This is a genomic window from Pseudomonas sp. GV047 (assembly GCF_003058245.1).
GTDB classification, from domain to species: Bacteria; Pseudomonadota; Gammaproteobacteria; order Pseudomonadales; family Pseudomonadaceae; genus Aquipseudomonas; species Aquipseudomonas marginalis.
Genome location: NZ_QCWA01000004.1, coordinates 444,185 through 460,701, shown reverse-complemented (window position 1 = coordinate 460,701; position 16,517 = coordinate 444,185). Strand labels below are relative to the sequence as shown.

Genomic DNA, 16,517 nt, shown 5'->3' with positions numbered 1-16,517 from the left:
GCCGACTAGAACAGCAACCGCGAAAAATCGCAGCACGCCTGCGCCATCCGCCCCACGTCCTGGTTCAGGCCGAATTGCCGGTCCAGCCGGTGCAATGCCACATACTGGATACTTGGCAACTGCGGCTGTGTAATCAGCGCACGCAACGCCCCCTGCTCGATCAAGTGCGACAGACACGCCTTGGGCAAATAACTCACGCCGATCCCCGACAGCGCCAACCCCACCTGCACCAGCAGGTTATGGCTGGTGAGGGTGCGCGGCATCTGCACATTGTGCGCGGCCAGCCAACGCTCGTAGATCAGGCCGGTGCCCGACTGCGAACCCTGGGTCAGCACGGTGTAATCGGCCAGCACTTCCAGGCTGACGGGGTCGGGGTGCGGGATCAGGCCAGGCGCGCAGATCCAGGCGTTTTCCACGCTTTGCAGGACGGTGCTGTGGAAGCGCGGGTCGCTGTAGACGTCCGGCACAATCACCAGGTCGAGTTGGTCGCTTTCCAGCTTGCGAAACAGTTCGCTGCTCAGTTCCACTGACGGTTCGATCTGCACCTTGGGGTAGGCCTGGCGCAACGCTTCCACCAGCGCCGGCAGCCAGGTCAAGGCGGTGAGTTCGGTGACGCCGAGGCGAAAACGGCGCACCAGCACCTCGCGGGCGCTGACCCGTTCGAGCAGTTGGTCGCGGCTGTTGAGCAGGTCGCGGGCATAGTCGAGCAGCTCACCGCCCTTCTCCGTCAGCCGGGCGTTGCGCTTGCTGCGGTCGAAAATCTCGACGTCGAAGGTGTCTTCCAGCTCCTGGATGCGCTTGGAGATGGCCGACTGAGACATGTTCAGCTTGTTTGCCGCCGCTTCGAAGCTGCCGAGTTCGGCGATCCAATACAGCGCATCGATTTGCTTGAAGGTGATCATGGCGGCCAACTCATGAGAAAAAGCGATGCTATCACATCATAAAATATCGCTAAAACTCTCGCGTCATCACTCCTAAGATCCGGCCATAGCCCATCGCTATCCAACAATTCTGGAGATTTGCCATGTCCTTGCCCGGTTCACGCATCCTTCCCAACGCGCCCATGGCGCCGGCCGAACTGGTCGAGGCGTTTGCCCATGTCGTCACCCCGCATATCAGCGACAACCTCGGCCGCCATATCGGCGCCCGTGGCCTGACCCGCTACAACCGCAGCGGCAAGCTGGTGGGCACGGCGATCACGGTCAAGACCCGCCCCGGTGACAACCTGCTGATCTACAAGGCCATGAGCCTGCTGCAACCCGGCCATGTGCTGGTGGTGGACGGCCAGGGCGACACCAACAACGCGGTGATCGGCGAGTTGATCAAGCTGTATGCCCAACAGCGCGGTTGCGTGGGGTTTGTGATCGACGGCGCGATTCGCGATGTCGCCAGCTTCGAGGACACCCCCTGCTACGCCCGCGCCGTGGTGCATACCGGCCCGTACAAGACCGGCCCCGGCGAAGTGAACGTGCCGGTGTCCATCGGCGGCATGGTGGTCAACCCCGGCGACCTGCTGGTGGGTGATGAAGACGGCCTGGTCGCGTTCTCCCAGGCCGACGCCGCCGAAGTGCTGCGCCGTGCCGCGCAACATGCCGAGCATGAAGAAGCGGTCAAGGCAGAGATCGCCAGCGGTGCGGTGCGCCAGAGCTGGATCGACAAGGCCCTTAGCAACGCCGGCCTGGCGTGAAGGAGTCCCAGATGAGCACTGCATTTTTGTCGGACCGCGTCCTGGGCATCGCCCCCTCCCCCAGCATCGCCGCCAACGCCCTGGTCACCGAGTTGCGCGCCCAGGGCCGCGACATCGTCAACTTCACCGTGGGCGAGCCGGACTTCGACACCCCGGCGCACATTCTCGAGGCCGCCAGCCTGGCGATGCACAGCGGTGACACCCATTACACCGCCACCACCGGCACCCTCGCGCTGCGCCAGGCCGTCTGCCTGAAACTGCAGCGCGACAATGATCTGGTGTATGGCCTGGACGAAGTCGTCGCCGGCTGCGGCGGCAAGCACATCATTTATCACGCCCTGGCCGCCACCTTGAATCGCGGCGATGAAGTCATCGTGCACACACCGTATTGGGTGTCGTACCCGGACATCGCACGGCTCAACGACGCCACGCCGGTGATCATTGCCGGCGATGAAAGCCTGGGTTTCAAGCTGTCGCCCGCCGCCCTCGAAGAAGCGATCACCCCACGCACCAAATGGGTGATCCTCAACAGCCCGAACAACCCCAGCGGCGCGGTGTACAGTGAAGCCGAACTCTTGGCCCTGGCGCAGGTGCTGCGCCGCCATCCCCATGTGCTGATCATGGCCGATGAGATCTACGAGCACTTCGTCTACGGCGACGCCCGGCATGTGCCGTTGACACGCCTGGCGCCCGACCTCAAGCCACGCACGCTGATCGTCAACGGCGCGTCCAAGGGTTATGCGATGACCGGTTGGCGCCTGGGTTTTGGTGCGGGGCCGGCGTGGCTGATCGCGGCCATCGCCAAGCTGCTGTCGCAGACCACCACCTGCCCCAGCTCAGTGAGCCAGGCCGCCGCCGTGGCTGCATTTGCCGGTGACCAGGCGCCTATTGCCGCGATGCGCGAAGAATACCGGCAGCGTCGTGCCCTGATGCTGGAGCGACTGGCGGGTATTCCCGGCCTGGGCCTCATCCCGCCCGATGGCGCGTTCTATGTGTTCGCCAACGTCAGCGGCCTGATGGGCAAGCTCACCCCCCAGGGTGATCGCCTCGACAGCGACACCCAACTGGTGGACTACCTGCTGCGCGACTACGGCCTGGCCACGGTCAGCGGCGCGGCGTACGGCATGTCGCCGTATGTGCGCCTGTCGTTCGCAAGCGCCCTGGACGTGATCGAAGAAGGGTGCCGTCGCCTCAAAGACGCATGCCACGACCTGCGCTGACGGCCACCCGCAACACCCGGCGACCAGCGGACGGTCGCCTTTTGACTGCCTAGAACAACAACTTAAAAATCATTGATCAAATGAGGCATTCCCATGCACACGCCCCGTATTGCGCTGGTCTGGCAAATCATGATCGGCTTGCTCGCCGGTATCGCCATTGGTGCCCTGCTGCACCGCTTTCCCGAGTCCCGGCCGTGGCTGGTGGACAATCTCCTGCAACCGGCGGGCGATATCTTTATCAAGCTGATGAAGATGATCGTGGTGCCTATCGTGTTTGCCTGCATGGTGGTGGGCATTGCCGGCCACGGTGACGGCAAATCCCTGGGCCGTATCGGGGTCAAATCCCTTAGCTATTTTTTCTGCATCACCACCCTGGCGATCATCATCGGCCTGGTCATGGGCAACCTGCTCAAGCCCGGCGCCGGCACTGAACTGTCCAGCCTGCATGCGGCGAATATCACCCTGCCCACCAGCAACGGCGCCGGTCATAGCCTGGGGCAGATCATCGTCGGCATCATCCCCGACAACGTGGTCAACGCCATGGCCCAGGGCAGCCTGTTGTCGGTGCTGTTTTTTGCGGTGATGTTCGGCCTGGGCGTGGCGCGCCTGCCCGCCGAACGCAAGGACCCGGTCATCGCACTGTTGCGCGGCGTCAGCGATGCCATGTTCAAGGTCACCTCGATGATCATGGCCTACTCGCCCATCGGCGTGTTCGGCATGATCGCCGTGACCGTGGCCAACTTCGGCTTCAGCTCATTGCTGCCGCTGGCCAAGCTGATCATGGTCAGCTATGTGGCCATCGCGTTCTTTGTGCTGGTGGTGCTCAACCTGGTGGCGCGCGTGTGCGGGATCAACCTGTTCGCGCTGATGCGCCATATCAAGGATGAGTTGGTGCTGGCCTTCTCCACCGCCAGCTCGGCGGCGGTGATGCCGCAACTGATGAAAAAACTCGAAACCTACGGCGTGCCTCCTTCGCTGGTGAGCTTTGTGGTGCCGGTGGGTTACTCGTTCAACCTCGACGGCGCTTCCCTGTTCCTCGGCATCGGCACCCTGTTCGTCGCGCAGTTGTACGGCATCGACCTGAGCCTGGGCGATCAGGCGTTGCTGGTGGTGACCATGGTGCTCACCTCCAAGGGGGCTGCCGGAGTACCGGGATTCATGTTCGTGATCCTATCGGCCACCCTGGCCAGCGCGGGTTTGCCGCTGGAAGGCATCGCGTTCATCGCCGGGGTGTATCGCTTGATGGAGATGCCGACCACAGCGTTGAATGTGCTGGGCAATGCCTTGGCGCCGTTGGTGATTGCCAAGTGGGAGAGGCGTGAGGGGCGGGCGGGGCATGAGTCGGGCGGCGACACTATTCCTTTGCACTGAAGAGAGGCCCAGTCGTTTCCTGATGATGTGTAGGATCTGCCTGATTCCCCCCAATCCGGTTGGAACCAGCAGTATTTTTCCGCTAAATTCCCCCCAACGCATATGGGAAACCATGTGCCCACCTTCCGAGGCCCGTTGCGAGAAATCGCGCGGGCTTTCGTGTTTTTCACGGCTGGGGAAATCACATTTGGTGCAATACATTGCTTATCTGGATGAGTTTGGCCATGTAGGCCAGTACGTCTCACGAAAACACTCAATGTACAAAACCAGCCCTGTATTCGGGCTCGGCGGTATGCTGCTTCCCGCCAATGAAGTGCGTGAGTTCGCAATCTATTTCTACAAACTCAAATGTCAGTTACTTGCTTGGGATCTGGAGCACAAAAACCCTGAACACTTACCCGCCTATCATTGGGAAAAGAAAGGTTCTGCGCTTTTTACAGTGGCCAATGTAAGCAAATATAGGGAGCTGAGAAGGTCTTCGTTCCGTTTACTGAACCATATTCAGAAAATCGGTCGGTACGTTTTTTACACGGGAGAACACAAACCTACTGAGCACACGAAACACAACTCGACCGAAACATTCCAGCGGGTGTTGGTACAGTCCATCCGCAAGATTGATCGCTTCTGCACTTTAAACAACGCCTCTTTCATCGTTCTGCTGGATGAACAAAAAGCAGGAAATGAATGGCGTGAAAGAAACGTTGAAGCGTGCACGCTGGCAATGTTTGAAGACGCTTCGGAGAAATGCCGCACATTAATTGAGCCGCCGCTTCAAGGTGAAAGCTATCTTTTTCAAACGTTACAGTGCGCTGACTGGCTGTGTGGACTGATTGGTCGGTTGACGACCTATGCCGTCGCGCCAGAAGAGTTCGACGACTGGGAGCTATTTGACACCTATTTCGCAACGCGCATCGCCAACGTTGCCCTACCTTGCAGCGGTTTGGATCATAAGAAAGCAGCAAAGGTTACAAAAGTAGTCGCTCAGTTATCAGCAAATGACTGTTAATCATTGGGTCCAATAAAGGCGCTCCGAAGAGCGCCTTTATTCATTCCAGCCTTACTGCTCGCTGATGGATTTCACCTCGGCCTTGGCAGCACCGCCAATCGCAATGCGCTTAGGCTTGGCTTCCTCCGGTACCACCCTGAGCAGGTCGATGCTCAGCAACCCGTTGGCGAGTTGTGCGCCCTGCACTTCAATGTGGTCGACCAGGCGGAACGACAAACGGAACGCGCGCTGGGCGATGCCCTGGTGCAGGTAGGTGATGCCCTCATCGTGTTCGCGCTTGCCGCCGGCGACGGTCAACACGCCTTTTTCCACCTGGATATCCAGATCATCCTCCACCAGGCCTGCCGCCGCGATGACGATCCGGTAGTGATCTTCACCGTGCTTTTCGACGTTGTGAGGTGGGTAGGTGGTACCGGCCTCGCTGCGAAGCGCCGATTCAAAAAGGTCGTTGAAGCGGTCAAAGCCGACGGAATGACGGAACAGTGGGGCCAACGAAAGAGTAGTAGCCATTGCAAAATCTCCTGAGTTTTCTCCAAGTGATTTGACACGCGACCCGTATTCGGCATCGCGTAAAACCTAAGTAGGTTCAGGGGAAAAAATTTCAAGCAGCGCCAGCAAAAAAATTTATCCGCTGCTGTGATTGCGTGCAGACAGGCTGACGCAATGAGCCTTCCCCTAGGTCGAACAACCACTCAACGCCACATAGCAAAACGACAATTGTTGACTAGACTCATGGGCGCACTGCACTGGCAATGGGAATCGCTGCATGAGTGAAACAAACGCGCGGGCAGGGATGTTTTCCAGCCCGTGGCGACACAGGGAGTTGTTGTTTTCCATGGTCCAGCGGGAAGTGATTGGGCGTTATCGAGGCTCCATCATGGGGCTGTTGTGGTCGTTCCTTAACCCGCTATTCATGTTGCTGGTCTACACCTTCGTGTTCAGCGTGATGTTCAAGCTGCGCTGGCCCGCGGGCGACGGTTCGCGCACCGAGTTCGCGCTGCTGGTGTTTGCCGGCCTGCTGGTGTTCAACGTGTTCGCCGAATGCGTGGGACGTGCGCCAGGCCTGATCATCGCCAATGCCAACTACGTCAAGAAAGTCGTGTTCCCCCTCGAGATCCTGCCGTGGGTGGTGCTGGGCGCCGTGTTGTTCCACACCCTGGCCAGCCTGGTGATCTGGCTGGTCTTCCACCTGGTGTTTTTCGGCTGGCCGCCCCTGACCAGTGTGTTGCTGCCCCTGGTGTTATTGCCGCTGGCGCTCTTCACACTGGGAGTCACCTGGCTATTGGCAGCGCTGGGGGTTTACCTGCGTGATGTCGGCCAGGTGGTGGGCGTGCTGACCACGGCATTGATGTTTGTCTCGGCGATTTTTTACCCGACCAGCGCATTTCCGCCAGCCTACCAGGGCATCCTTCACCTCAACCCGCTCACCCTGGTGGTCGAACAGGCCCGTGACCTGCTGTTCTGGGGGGTGGTACCAGACCCTTTCACCTGGGCCTGCGGCCTGCTGGTGGCTGGTGGTATCGCCTGGCTGGGGTTCACCTGGTTCCAGAAAACCCGCAAAGGATTTGCCGATGTGCTCTGACATCGCCGTACAAACGGCCCACCTGAGTAAGAGCTATCACATCTACGACACGCCCAGGGATCGCCTGTGGCAGCTGTTGTCGCGCGGGCAAAAGCAGTTCTATCGAGAATTCTGGGCACTGCGGGACGTGTCGCTGCAACTGTGCAAAGGTGAAACGGTAGGGATCATTGGCCGCAACGGCAGCGGCAAATCGACGCTGCTGCAACTGATCTGCGGCACCCTCAGTGCCACCTCCGGCAGCATTGAGAGCCATGGCCGCGTGGCGGCGTTGCTGGAGCTGGGCTCGGGGTTCAATCACGATTTCACCGGGCGTGAAAACGTCTATATGAACGGTGCCGTATTGGGGCTCAGCCGCGCGGAAATCGATGCCCGTTTTGCCCAGATCACTGACTTCGCCACTATCGGCGAGTTTATCGACCAGCCCACCAAGACCTACTCGAGCGGGATGCTGGTACGCCTGGCCTTTGCCGTCGCGGTGTGCGTGGACCCCGACATCCTGATCGTCGATGAAGCCCTGGCAGTGGGCGACGCGTCCTTCCAGTTCAAGTGCCTCAATCGGCTGGAAGCGCTCACCCAGCAAGGCACGACGCTGCTGTTCGTGTCCCATGACATGGCCATGGTCAAGCGCTTTTGCAATCGGGTGATTTACCTGCGCGAAGGCCAGGTGCGTGCCAGTGGCTCTCCCGAAGAAATGGCCGAACTCTACCTGCTGGAGATGCGTGACGAACAGCGTCGCTGGGCCAGCGGCGGCGCGGTGGCGGTCGCCCCCAAGGCGTTTCTTGCCCAACAGGCTGGCATCGCCTTTGGCACCGATGAGGGGCATATCGTTGCGGCCTGCTTTACCAACACGGACAGCCTGTATTCAAGCTTTGTGTATGGCGAGACCATCGAACTGCGCATCGAAACCCGGGTACGCGAAAGTATCGAGCTGCCGACCCTCAGCGTGACGATCCAGGAGGCCCGCCTGCTGGTGATCGGCGGTGCCAACCTGCCGCTGCACCTGGAGGCAGCGCACAACGGCTGGCGCAAGGCGACGCTCAACGTCCGCTTCCCCGCCAACCTTGCGGCGGGCAAGTACCACATCACGCTGAAACTGATGAACGGCCACCTCGAAGAAACCGCGCAGCTCATCGAGAAGCAGGTCGCGCTGCTGGCGTTCGACACCTTGCCGGGTACCCGGGAATTCCTTGGTTTCGTCGATCTGGGAATAGAGGCCGGTCCTGCCCCTCACACGAATGAACCGGGGGTGCTGCAATGAGCCGAGAGTGGCAGGTCGGGATCTTCGGCACATTCGATGTCGCCAATTATGGCGACTTGCTGTTTCCCATTCTCGCCGAGGCGGAATTGACCCGGCGCCTGGGCGCGATAACGCTGCACCGGTTTTCCTATCACGGGAAAACACCGCCCGAGTGGCCGTACGAGGTCACCTCGCTGACTCGTTTGCCGGACATCGCCGGTCAGTTGGATGGAGTATTGATCGGCGGTGGTTTCATTGTGCGTTTCGACAAGCTGGTGGCCAGCGGTTATTACCCCCCGGATGCCACCATTCACCACCCCACCGGCTACTGGCTGACGCCCGCGCTGATCGCGCTGCAACATGGCATCCCGTTGATCTGGAATGCGCCGGGCATGCATTGCAACGACATCCCGCCGTGGGCCGCGCCACTGGTGCAATTGACCCTCGAACACAGCCCGCACATCAGGGTACGCGATGCGCTGTCCCAAGCGGCCCTGGCCCAGCTGTCGCCGACGGCCCAGGTCGAGGTGCTTCCCGACACGGCCTTTGGCCTGCCACGGGTGCTCGACCCTCATGCGCCGTCTACCCGGTTCCTGGCGCTGCGCAGCAGCGCCGACCTGACCCTCCCTTATCTGGTGGTGCATGCGATAGGAGGCTTGGACAGCTTCCTGCAGCTGTGGCAAACCCATGCCGGGCAGTTCGAGGACGTGCAACTGCTGCTGCTGCCCATAGGGCCGGTACTGGGTGATCATGAATCCGTACTGGGCGACGGCCTTGCGCGCGCGCGTTGCCTGCCCTTCTGGCCGGAGCCCCTGCTGTTGGCAGAGCTGATCGCCCATGCCGAAGGGGTGATCGGGCACAGCTACCACCTGGCGATCAGTGCACTGGCCTTTGGTGTGCCGGTCTTCTGCTCGGCGGACCTGGGCACCGGCAAATACACTGCGCTGCCGAGCCATGGACGAATATTCCAATTACGCCGGGACCAGCCGATTGATCCGCAGTGGTTTCGCGCACAGCTGGGCAAGCAACCGGTGTCCCAGGTGACCGCCGACGCGATGGTACGGATCGACGCACATTGGGACCGCGTGGCCGAGTTGATCCGCGAAGGTCCCAGGCCCACGCAGCCCGCGCTCAACCGCTACTGGCAAGCCTTGCCCGGCGTTCTCGAAGACCTGCACTCACACCTCGAAAGCCAGGCCGCCGAGCGACAACACGAACGCGAGCAACATCAACAGGCACTGGAAACGCTGTACCGCTCCAACTCGTTCAAGCTGACGGCGCCGTTGCGCCATCTGCGCCGAACCCTGAACAAATGGCTGGGAGCCCTTCGACATGATTGACCTGAGCAAACTGACGGCCCACCGCCTGCAGACCGTGCCTTTTTCCTGGGCGCAAATCGGTGCGCTCTACACCCCCGACGATGCCAAGGCGCTGGCCGAAACCTACCCGCACGACCACTTCAAGACGGTCTCCGGCTACGGCGGGGCCAAGGACTACGAATACGAGGCGCGGCAATTGATCGCCTTGGGCAGCCACCAGGTGGTCAACCCACAGGCCTTGAGCCCGCAATGGCTGGCACTGGCCCACAGCCTCTGTTCGCCGCAGTACCGCCAGGCCCTCTCCGCGCTGACCGGGGTGGACGTGACCGACGTCCCCATGGAAGCCAATCTGTTCCACTACGGCCCCGGGGCCAACCTCGGGCCGCACCCGGACCTGGAAGACAAACTGGTCACGCACGTTTTGTACTTCAATCAGACCTGGGACCCCGCCGACGGCGGCTGCCTGCAGATCCTCGGCTCTGCCAGGCCCACCGATATCGTCGCGCAAGTGACGCCCGAGGTCGGCAACTCGGCGATTCTCGTGCGCGCCGACAACTCCTGGCACGCGGTTTCACGGGTGGTCGAGGGTTGTCGTTCTTCCAGGCGCAGCGTGACGGTGACGTTTTACCGCCCCGGCTCTACCAGCTCGATGTGGCCGGACAACGACCCGACACCTCTGCACGCTTACGGCGAACAGCACAACACAAGGTTTTCGTGAAGGACGGCACCATGGACAGGCACACGGACGACACGCGCAACTACCTGCGCTACCCGGGCTTCGCCGCCGCAAATAACCAGGGGCTGCGCCTGCAGTCCTTCAGGGTACTGCAGACGTTGTTCCACATCGAAGACGGGCCGGTCGAGTCGGGCACGTTGAAAAGCGACTTGCTTTGTGGTGGTCGCCGCATCGCCGAAAACGTCCGGATGAGGTCGTCCCGCCCATGATGATCGAGCGACGCCCATCTGGCCGGCAGCGCTGGCGCGCGGTGTATCACCGGCTGCCGTTGCCGGCCAGCGCGAAAAAACTCCTGGCAGTCATCTACCGACGTGCACTGCTGCCCGCTGTGCGCGTACTGCGCGGCGTACTGCAACCGATGAAAACCTTAGCCGACCCAGCGCCGGCGCCTCAGCCTGCGCCCCAGCCACAACAGGCCGGGCTGGCGGATTACATTATCTGGGGCGCTATCGACTGGGACTTGCGCCACCAGCGCCCGCAGCAACTGGCCCAGGTGCTGGCCGCCACCGGCCGGCGGGTCATCTACGTGTCGGCCTCATTGATACATGCGCCCCAAGCCGGCTTTGAACTCGACTCGCTGGACCAGACGCAGCGGTTGTTCCAGGTCAAGCTGTTCGCCCGTGGTGCACCGCTGATCTACACCGCAGCGCCTGACGCCGCGCAGGTTCGACAGTTGTGCTGCAGTATTGGCGAGGTACTCCTCTGGGCCGGCTCAGCCCGGGTCATTTCACTGGTGCAGCACCCTTTCTGGTGCGACATCGCCGGTGAATTACCCAACAGCCGATTGATCTACGATTGCATGGACCATCATCAAGGCTTCGGCGACAACGGCCCGAGCATCCTGCAGCTGGAGCAACGGCTGGTGCGCAACGCGGACGTTCGGCTGTTCACCTCCGACTGGTTGGCCGAGCAATGGCCGGCCCAGGCCAATGAAACTCGCGCCATCCTGCGCAATGCCGCCGACTTCACCCGGTTCTGCACCCCACCTGCCTCGATCTACCGGGATCGCTTGCAACGTAAGGTGATTGGCTACTACGGTGCCATTGCACACTGGTTCGACCAGGCGCTCGTCGCCCGCATCGCCGAGGCGTTTCCACAGCATGTGGTGCTGCTGATCGGCGCCGATACGGTGGGCGCGCGGGCGCAATTGAGTGGCTATGCGAACGTAGAATTCACCGGCGAAGTGCCCTATGCCACCCTGCCCTACTACCTGCATGGCTTCGATGTGGGCATCGTGCCGTTTCACATCACGGCCCTGACGCTCGCTACCAACCCGGTCAAGGTCTACGAGTACCTGAGTGCCGGGAAACCGGTGGTCTCGGTCGACCTGCCAGAAATGCAACAATTCGGCTCCCTGGTGCAGGTCGGCCGGGACGGCCCGGCGTTCATTACCGCGATCACGCGGGCATTGCTGCCAGCGACGACCGAACAGATTGCCCAGCGCCAGGCGTTCGCTGCCCGACAAACCTGGACACACCGCGCCGATGCGCTCATCACCCTGGCCGAGCGCCGCGACCACGCGGCACGCATCAGCGTGATCGTGGTGACCTACAACAACCTGGCGCTGACGCGGGCGTGCCTGGACAGCCTCGAGCACGACAGCGAGGGGCCTGAACTGGAAATCATCGTGGTGGACAACGCGTCCAGTGACGGCACCGCTGAATTTCTCTCGCAATGGGCGGCCGACAGAGGCCAGACGATCGTACTCAACACCGACAACCGCGGTTTCGCCGCCGCGAACAACCAGGGCCTGGCGATCGCCAACGGTGAGTACCTGGTGCTGCTCAATAACGACACGCAGGTTACCAGCGGCTGGGCGAGTACCTTGCGCCGCCATTTACAACGCAATCCCGAGCTTGGCCTGATTGGCCCGGTGACCAACAACATCGGTAACCAGGCCAGGATCGACATCGGCTACACCGACCTCGCAGACATGCCACAAGCGGCTCGGCGCTTTACCTGCCGCCACCTTGGCGAGGTGGTCCGGCTGCCGACCCTGGCGTTCTTCTGCGTGATGATGCCGCGCAGTACCTACACGCGAATCGGCCCGCTCGACGAAGTCTATGGCCGTGGATTCTTCGAGGATGACGACTACTGCCGACGTGTCGAACATGCCGGCCTGGTGAATGCCTGCGCCCGCGATGTGTTTATCCATCACCAGCTTTCGGCATCGTTCGCGCTCATGAACCAGGATGAACGCCAAGCCCTGTTCGAGCGCAACAAGGCGATCTATGAAGCCAAGTGGGGCCCGTGGGTGCCCCATGAATATGAGTAACTAACGCAGGTCGTCCTGTGACAATAAAAATCCCCTGGGCGCGAAGCCAAGATCCCGGGCAGCCTCGGTATGCTCGAACACCAGGTCCTGGTTCATGCGCTGCGCCATCGCCGCCGACCAATGGCGGTAGCGTGGCAGTACTCGCAACAGCCACAACGTCATCCGGAACACCCAGAGCGGCACCGTGAGAAAACGCGGGCGGCGCTTCTGCGCGGTGAACACGCGGGAGACCATCTCCCGATAGGGCAACGTTTCTGCGCCGCTGAGGTTGTAGGCATGGCGGCACACCTGGGGTGCCTGCAACGCCCGCACACAGGCGCTCGCCACATCCTCGGCATGCACGGGTTGACGCAGTCCCATTGCGCCGCCCAACAGCGGGAAAAAGCCGAAGCGCCGAATAAAGCGTGCGATCTCGGTGATGTTTTTGTCGCGGCCCTGGCCGTAGATCAAGGTCGGACGCAGGATGCCCCAGTGCACCCCGTGGTCCTGCGCCCACTGCTCAACACGCGCCTCGGCATCGCCCAACAGGTTGGCGAGGCGCCGCTCTGCGGAGTCGACGGAGTGGCTTTTGCTAAAGCGACTGGTGGAAGACAGGGCCACGACCTTGCGCGCTCCGCAGGCCTGCAGCAGCGCAAAATGCTGCGGCAGCGTCCAAATCGGTGCCACGCAGATCCAGTAGGGAATCGGCGCGGCATACGCGCTTACACCCGCCTCAGGAAGCCGTTGCCAACTGACCGTATCGCTGCCGTGCCGGGGCTGGCGGGAAAAAGCGACGACCTTGAACTGTTCGCGCACAAGCAACACAAGCAGGCATCGGCCTACCAGGCTACTGGCCCCCAGCACACCGACCGTGACCTCAGGCATGCCCACTCCGGGATCGTCCCAGCAACCAATTGAATCCATGGTAGAGGCAGACCAAACCGAAGCGCAGCCACACCCCCAGGACCACCCACCACCACAATCCCTTGGGGTAGTTGGCCCTGAAGAACTTTGCGTAGAACCGCACCATCCCTCGGTGTTTGTGCCACTCGACAAAAAACCGTCGATTCCGGCTACAGGCGCCCCGCCAGTGCATGACGCGCGCCTGTGGCACAAACACGACGCGCCACTGTTTGAGCTTGAAGCGCATGCACCAGTCCAGATCCTCGCAATGCAGAAAATAGCCTTCATCCCAGAGGCCCACAGACTTCAACGCTTCACGCTTGACCAGCATGCAGGCACCGGAAATGGCTTCCACCGCGGCGGGCTCGGTGGGCAGCGGCTCACGATGCAACAGGAAGTCGGCGCACAGCGTGGGAAACACTCCATCCAGGCGCGATAAGCCAAAAGCCCGGACGAATGCTCTCCTGGGGGTCGGAAACACCCGGCGCCCGCCCGGCTGTTCGGACCCATCGGGGTTGCATAGAAAGCCCCCCACCATGCCCGTGGCGGCATCCGCGTGCAGCGCTTCCATCATGCCCAGCAATGAGCCCGGCAGCAGGACACAATCCGGGTTCAAGAACAACAATGCGCCGGCACTCGACACCCCCACACCGGTATTACAGGCCGAGGCAAAGCCCATATTCCGCTGATTCCGGATGATGCTCAGGCCCGTATAGGCCGGGCACTCATCCAGGTACGCCAGGCTGCCGTCAGTCGAAGCGTTGTCCACCACAATCACCCGCCGCGCGCCTTCCCTGAAGGCCGACGCTACGCATTCGCCGAGCAGCGTGCCGACGTTGTAGTTGACGACGATCACGTCGCAGTCATGGATGAAGCGTGGCGGCATCAAAACGCGCTTCCCATGAGTGTTGTCGTGCAAATGCACGGGCTTCGTCCGCATTGCGCTCACACTCCAAGGCGGCCTCGGCCAGCCCGGCAATATCGCTGTGCGAGTGACTGATAAAAACACCCGGCAGCCCTGAACGGCCATGCATCTCGCCGAAGTCAGTCGAGATCACCGGCAATGCCAGGCCGCGGTATTCGTAGTACTTGATCGGATCGACCGACGCGGTGAGCAGGGTCTTTTTGAAAGGAATCAAGCCCACGTCGAACTCGGCCATGGCGGCCAACGCCGCGCCATGATTATCGGCAGGCAACACCACTACGTTGCTCGGCAAATGCGCGGGCGCGGCGCCGAAGATCGGCCCCATCAAACGAATTTCATCGTTGGGCCTGGCTTCGGCCAAAGCCGCCACCCAGGCCCAGTCAAACCAGGTCGCCAGGGTGCCCACGTAGCCAAAAACCTTTCGACTCGATGACATCGGCGCCCGCTTTACGGCAGAGATCGCCGCCAAGTCCAGGCCGTTCAGCACCAGGCACACCTCGTTGCGATAACGCCGCCACTGTGCGTCGAGCACGGAACTCGACGTCCAGATGACGTCCACGTGCTGGGCGATCAGCCGCTCACGGCGCGCCAGGGCCGATCGCGAGAGGCCGGTATAAAACGCCGGGAAATCGTCCATTGCGTCATACAAGGACGCGCAGTGACGAAGCCGCTGCAACAACAGATGTGCCAGGACCGAGGGCTTGCCGACCACGAGCAAGGCTGGAGAGGCGTGGGTGAATTGATCGATCCTGCTCAATGCATGCCGCCAGCAAAAGCGGTTCACCCAGCCCGAGCACGGTAGAGGTTCTATCGGTAGACCGCCAGGCTTGATCAGCGTGAGCCATGGCGGCGTGCCACTGGATGGACTGGTTTGCGCGCAGGGCGCAGCCGCCTTGAGATCGCTCCACCTGGGCAGCCGCGTGGGATAAGGATCGACCCACAGCACCGACGCCCCTGTGCGGCTGTGCACCCAATCGACAAACTTGTGCGGCCGCTGGGCGAAGCTGTGCCAGGGCAACGGCGAGAGAAATACCAGGCGCTTCAAGAAAAGTGCTCGCGCAGGACCTTCACGATACGCCCGGCAGCCTGCCCATCGCCGTAGGGCGAAACACCTCGCACCATGCCACGGTAGGCCGATTCATCGTCAAGCAGGCGCTGCGCCTGCTCGATGATACGTTCATAGTTGGCCCCCACCAGCTTGACGCTGCCCTGCTCCACCGCTTCCGGGCGCTCGGTTTCATCCCGCATGACCAGCACCGGCTTACCCAGCGCCGGCGCCTCTTCCTGGACGCCTCCCGAGTCGGTCAGGATGAAATACGCCGCTTTCATGGCGGCGATGAACGCCGCGTAACCCAGCGGCGCGCACAGCCTGAAGTTCGGCATGCCTGCCAGGCACGCCTGGGCGACGTCCTGGATATTCGGGTTCGGGTGCACAGGGTAGAGAAACTGAACCCCAGGGTTGCTCTCGGCAAGGGTGCGCAGCGCTCGGCAGATGTCGAGAAACGGCGCGCCAAAATGCTCCCTGCGATGGGCCGTCACCAGCACCAGGCGCTTGCTCGGATCAAGATCAAGGCCGATCTCCACCTCACTGGCCGCGGTCATGATCAGGGCATCGATCACCGTGTTGCCCGTGACGAAAATGTCCCCACTGGCTACGCCTTCTTTCAGCAGGTTTTGCCGGGTGCCTTGCGTTGCCGCGAAGTGCCAGTGCGCTAATTTACCGGCAATGACCCGGTTGGCTTCCTCGGGGAACGGATGCTGCAGATCCCAGGTGCGTAGGCCGGCCTCAATATGCCCCACCGGTATGCGCCGATAAAAACAGGCCAGGGCACAGGCCATCACCGTGGTGGTATCGCCTTGCACCAGCACCGCATCGGGCCGTTCTTCGAGCAGGACAACATCCAGCTTGAGCAATAACTGCCCGGTCAGGGTGGCCAAGGTTTGATTGGGTCGCATGACGTCCAAGTCGATATCGGGCTCGATGCCGAAAAACGCCAGGACCTGATCCAGCATGTCGCGATGCTGTGCCGTGGCGACCACACGCACATCGACCCAGCCCTGCTGCTTCAAGGCCAGAATGACCGGGGTCATTTTGATCGCTTCGGGACGCGTTCCGACCACACAAAGAATTTTTTTTACCGACACATCAAGCCTATTTCCCTATTCGATAAGTGGCTGAATCGCTCAGGCGTTCAAGCTCATGCTCACGCACATTCCGCTGTGCTGTTTTGATGCTGTGATGGTGAAAATCCGGACTGCGGACAGCGAGAGTGCGGC

At 61.4% G+C, this 16,517-nt stretch carries 16 protein-coding genes; 10 read left to right on the top strand and 6 right to left on the bottom strand.

What is annotated here, in order from left to right:
• Positions 1-5: 5 nt before the first annotated feature.
• Positions 6-902, bottom strand: a complete 897-nt coding sequence (locus C8K58_RS13230; protein ID WP_027603998.1) for a LysR family transcriptional regulator — start codon at positions 900-902, stop codon at positions 6-8.
• 122 nt (positions 903-1,024) lie between these two features.
• On the opposite strand from C8K58_RS13230, the gene C8K58_RS13225 reads away from it, so the two are divergent.
• The 4 genes from C8K58_RS13225 (at position 1,025) to C8K58_RS13210 (ending at position 5,284) form a co-directional block, all read left to right on the top strand.
• On the top strand, positions 1,025-1,687 hold the full coding sequence (locus C8K58_RS13225; protein WP_027603997.1) for an RraA family protein: 663 nt from the start codon (positions 1,025-1,027) through the stop codon (positions 1,685-1,687).
• A gap of 11 nt (positions 1,688-1,698) precedes the next feature.
• On the top strand, positions 1,699-2,907 hold the full coding sequence (locus tag C8K58_RS13220; protein ID WP_027603996.1) for a pyridoxal phosphate-dependent aminotransferase: 1,209 nt from the start codon (positions 1,699-1,701) through the stop codon (positions 2,905-2,907).
• A gap of 93 nt (positions 2,908-3,000) precedes the next feature.
• Positions 3,001-4,278 carry a cation:dicarboxylate symporter family transporter gene (locus C8K58_RS13215; protein WP_027603995.1) on the top strand — a complete coding sequence of 426 codons (1,278 nt, stop codon included), beginning with the start codon at positions 3,001-3,003 and terminating at the stop codon, positions 4,276-4,278.
• 190 nt (positions 4,279-4,468) lie between these two features.
• Positions 4,469-5,284, top strand: coding sequence for a DUF3800 domain-containing protein (locus C8K58_RS13210; protein ID WP_108573830.1), 816 nt, complete (start codon positions 4,469-4,471; stop codon positions 5,282-5,284).
• 51 nt (positions 5,285-5,335) lie between these two features.
• Here C8K58_RS13210 and C8K58_RS13205 read toward each other — a convergent pair whose 3' ends face one another.
• Positions 5,336-5,794 (bottom strand): Hsp20 family protein, encoded by a 459-nt coding sequence (locus C8K58_RS13205; protein WP_108573806.1) that lies wholly within the window; start codon positions 5,792-5,794, stop codon positions 5,336-5,338.
• 256 nt (positions 5,795-6,050) lie between these two features.
• Between C8K58_RS13205 and C8K58_RS13200 the strand changes: the two genes are divergently transcribed.
• From C8K58_RS13200 to C8K58_RS13175, 6 genes are read left to right on the top strand one after another with little or no spacing between them, the layout of a single operon-like run.
• Positions 6,051-6,866, top strand: coding sequence for an ABC transporter permease (locus tag C8K58_RS13200; protein ID WP_051429305.1), 816 nt, complete (start codon positions 6,051-6,053; stop codon positions 6,864-6,866).
• Complete coding sequence (locus C8K58_RS13195; protein ID WP_027603992.1) at positions 6,856-8,124, top strand: ABC transporter ATP-binding protein; 1,269 nt, start codon at positions 6,856-6,858, stop codon at positions 8,122-8,124. The genes C8K58_RS13200 and C8K58_RS13195 overlap by 11 nt, the downstream gene beginning before the upstream one ends.
• On the top strand, positions 8,121-9,443 hold the full coding sequence (locus C8K58_RS13190; protein WP_092355031.1) for a polysaccharide pyruvyl transferase family protein: 1,323 nt from the start codon (positions 8,121-8,123) through the stop codon (positions 9,441-9,443). Before C8K58_RS13195 ends, C8K58_RS13190 begins: the two co-directional genes overlap by 4 nt.
• Positions 9,436-10,140 carry a 2OG-Fe(II) oxygenase family protein gene (locus C8K58_RS13185; protein ID WP_108573805.1) on the top strand — a complete coding sequence of 235 codons (705 nt, stop codon included), beginning with the start codon at positions 9,436-9,438 and terminating at the stop codon, positions 10,138-10,140. Before C8K58_RS13190 ends, C8K58_RS13185 begins: the two co-directional genes overlap by 8 nt.
• Before the next feature lie 11 nt (positions 10,141-10,151).
• The gene (locus tag C8K58_RS13180; RefSeq protein WP_027603989.1) at positions 10,152-10,367 is read left to right on the top strand and encodes a hypothetical protein; all 216 of its coding nucleotides are present in this window, start codon (positions 10,152-10,154) and stop codon (positions 10,365-10,367) included.
• Positions 10,364-12,433 (top strand): glycosyltransferase, encoded by a 2,070-nt coding sequence (locus tag C8K58_RS13175; protein ID WP_108573804.1) that lies wholly within the window; start codon positions 10,364-10,366, stop codon positions 12,431-12,433. The genes C8K58_RS13180 and C8K58_RS13175 overlap by 4 nt, the downstream gene beginning before the upstream one ends.
• Here C8K58_RS13175 and C8K58_RS13170 read toward each other — a convergent pair whose 3' ends face one another.
• The 4 genes from C8K58_RS13170 to wecB are packed head-to-tail and all read right to left on the bottom strand — an operon-like array spanning position 12,434 to position 16,385.
• Positions 12,434-13,297, bottom strand: a complete 864-nt coding sequence (locus C8K58_RS13170) for an NAD-dependent epimerase/dehydratase family protein (RefSeq protein ID WP_108573803.1) — start codon at positions 13,295-13,297, stop codon at positions 12,434-12,436.
• Positions 13,290-14,201 carry a glycosyltransferase family 2 protein gene (locus tag C8K58_RS13165; protein ID WP_108573802.1) on the bottom strand — a complete coding sequence of 304 codons (912 nt, stop codon included), beginning with the start codon at positions 14,199-14,201 and terminating at the stop codon, positions 13,290-13,292. The genes C8K58_RS13170 and C8K58_RS13165 overlap by 8 nt, the downstream gene beginning before the upstream one ends.
• Positions 14,179-15,285 carry a glycosyltransferase family 1 protein gene (locus C8K58_RS13160; protein WP_166655302.1) on the bottom strand — a complete coding sequence of 369 codons (1,107 nt, stop codon included), beginning with the start codon at positions 15,283-15,285 and terminating at the stop codon, positions 14,179-14,181. The genes C8K58_RS13165 and C8K58_RS13160 overlap by 23 nt, the downstream gene beginning before the upstream one ends.
• The gene (wecB, locus tag C8K58_RS13155; RefSeq protein ID WP_223841620.1) at positions 15,282-16,385 is read right to left on the bottom strand and encodes a non-hydrolyzing UDP-N-acetylglucosamine 2-epimerase; all 1,104 of its coding nucleotides are present in this window, start codon (positions 16,383-16,385) and stop codon (positions 15,282-15,284) included. The genes C8K58_RS13160 and wecB overlap by 4 nt, the downstream gene beginning before the upstream one ends.
• Positions 16,386-16,517: the final 132 nt, after the last annotated feature.

Excerpts from the sequence above, each read along its gene's own strand:
- C8K58_RS13230 (WP_027603998.1), bottom strand. The coding sequence starts at position 902 with ATGATCACCTTCAAGCAAATCGATGCGCTGTATTGGATCGCCGAACTC.
- C8K58_RS13225 (WP_027603997.1), top strand. The coding sequence starts at position 1,025 with ATGTCCTTGCCCGGTTCACGCATCCTTCCCAACGCGCCCATGGCGCCG.
- C8K58_RS13220 (WP_027603996.1), top strand. The coding sequence starts at position 1,699 with ATGAGCACTGCATTTTTGTCGGACCGCGTCCTGGGCATCGCCCCCTCC.
- C8K58_RS13215 (WP_027603995.1), top strand. The coding sequence starts at position 3,001 with ATGCACACGCCCCGTATTGCGCTGGTCTGGCAAATCATGATCGGCTTG.
- C8K58_RS13205 (WP_108573806.1), bottom strand. The coding sequence starts at position 5,794 with ATGGCTACTACTCTTTCGTTGGCCCCACTGTTCCGTCATTCCGTCGGC.
- C8K58_RS13200 (WP_051429305.1), top strand. The coding sequence starts at position 6,051 with ATGAGTGAAACAAACGCGCGGGCAGGGATGTTTTCCAGCCCGTGGCGA.
- C8K58_RS13195 (WP_027603992.1), top strand. The coding sequence starts at position 6,856 with ATGTGCTCTGACATCGCCGTACAAACGGCCCACCTGAGTAAGAGCTAT.
- C8K58_RS13190 (WP_092355031.1), top strand. The coding sequence starts at position 8,121 with ATGAGCCGAGAGTGGCAGGTCGGGATCTTCGGCACATTCGATGTCGCC.
- C8K58_RS13185 (WP_108573805.1), top strand. The coding sequence starts at position 9,436 with ATGATTGACCTGAGCAAACTGACGGCCCACCGCCTGCAGACCGTGCCT.
- C8K58_RS13180 (WP_027603989.1), top strand. The coding sequence starts at position 10,152 with ATGGACAGGCACACGGACGACACGCGCAACTACCTGCGCTACCCGGGC.
- C8K58_RS13175 (WP_108573804.1), top strand. The coding sequence starts at position 10,364 with ATGATGATCGAGCGACGCCCATCTGGCCGGCAGCGCTGGCGCGCGGTG.
- C8K58_RS13170 (WP_108573803.1), bottom strand. The coding sequence starts at position 13,297 with ATGCCTGAGGTCACGGTCGGTGTGCTGGGGGCCAGTAGCCTGGTAGGC.
- C8K58_RS13165 (WP_108573802.1), bottom strand. The coding sequence starts at position 14,201 with ATGCCGCCACGCTTCATCCATGACTGCGACGTGATCGTCGTCAACTAC.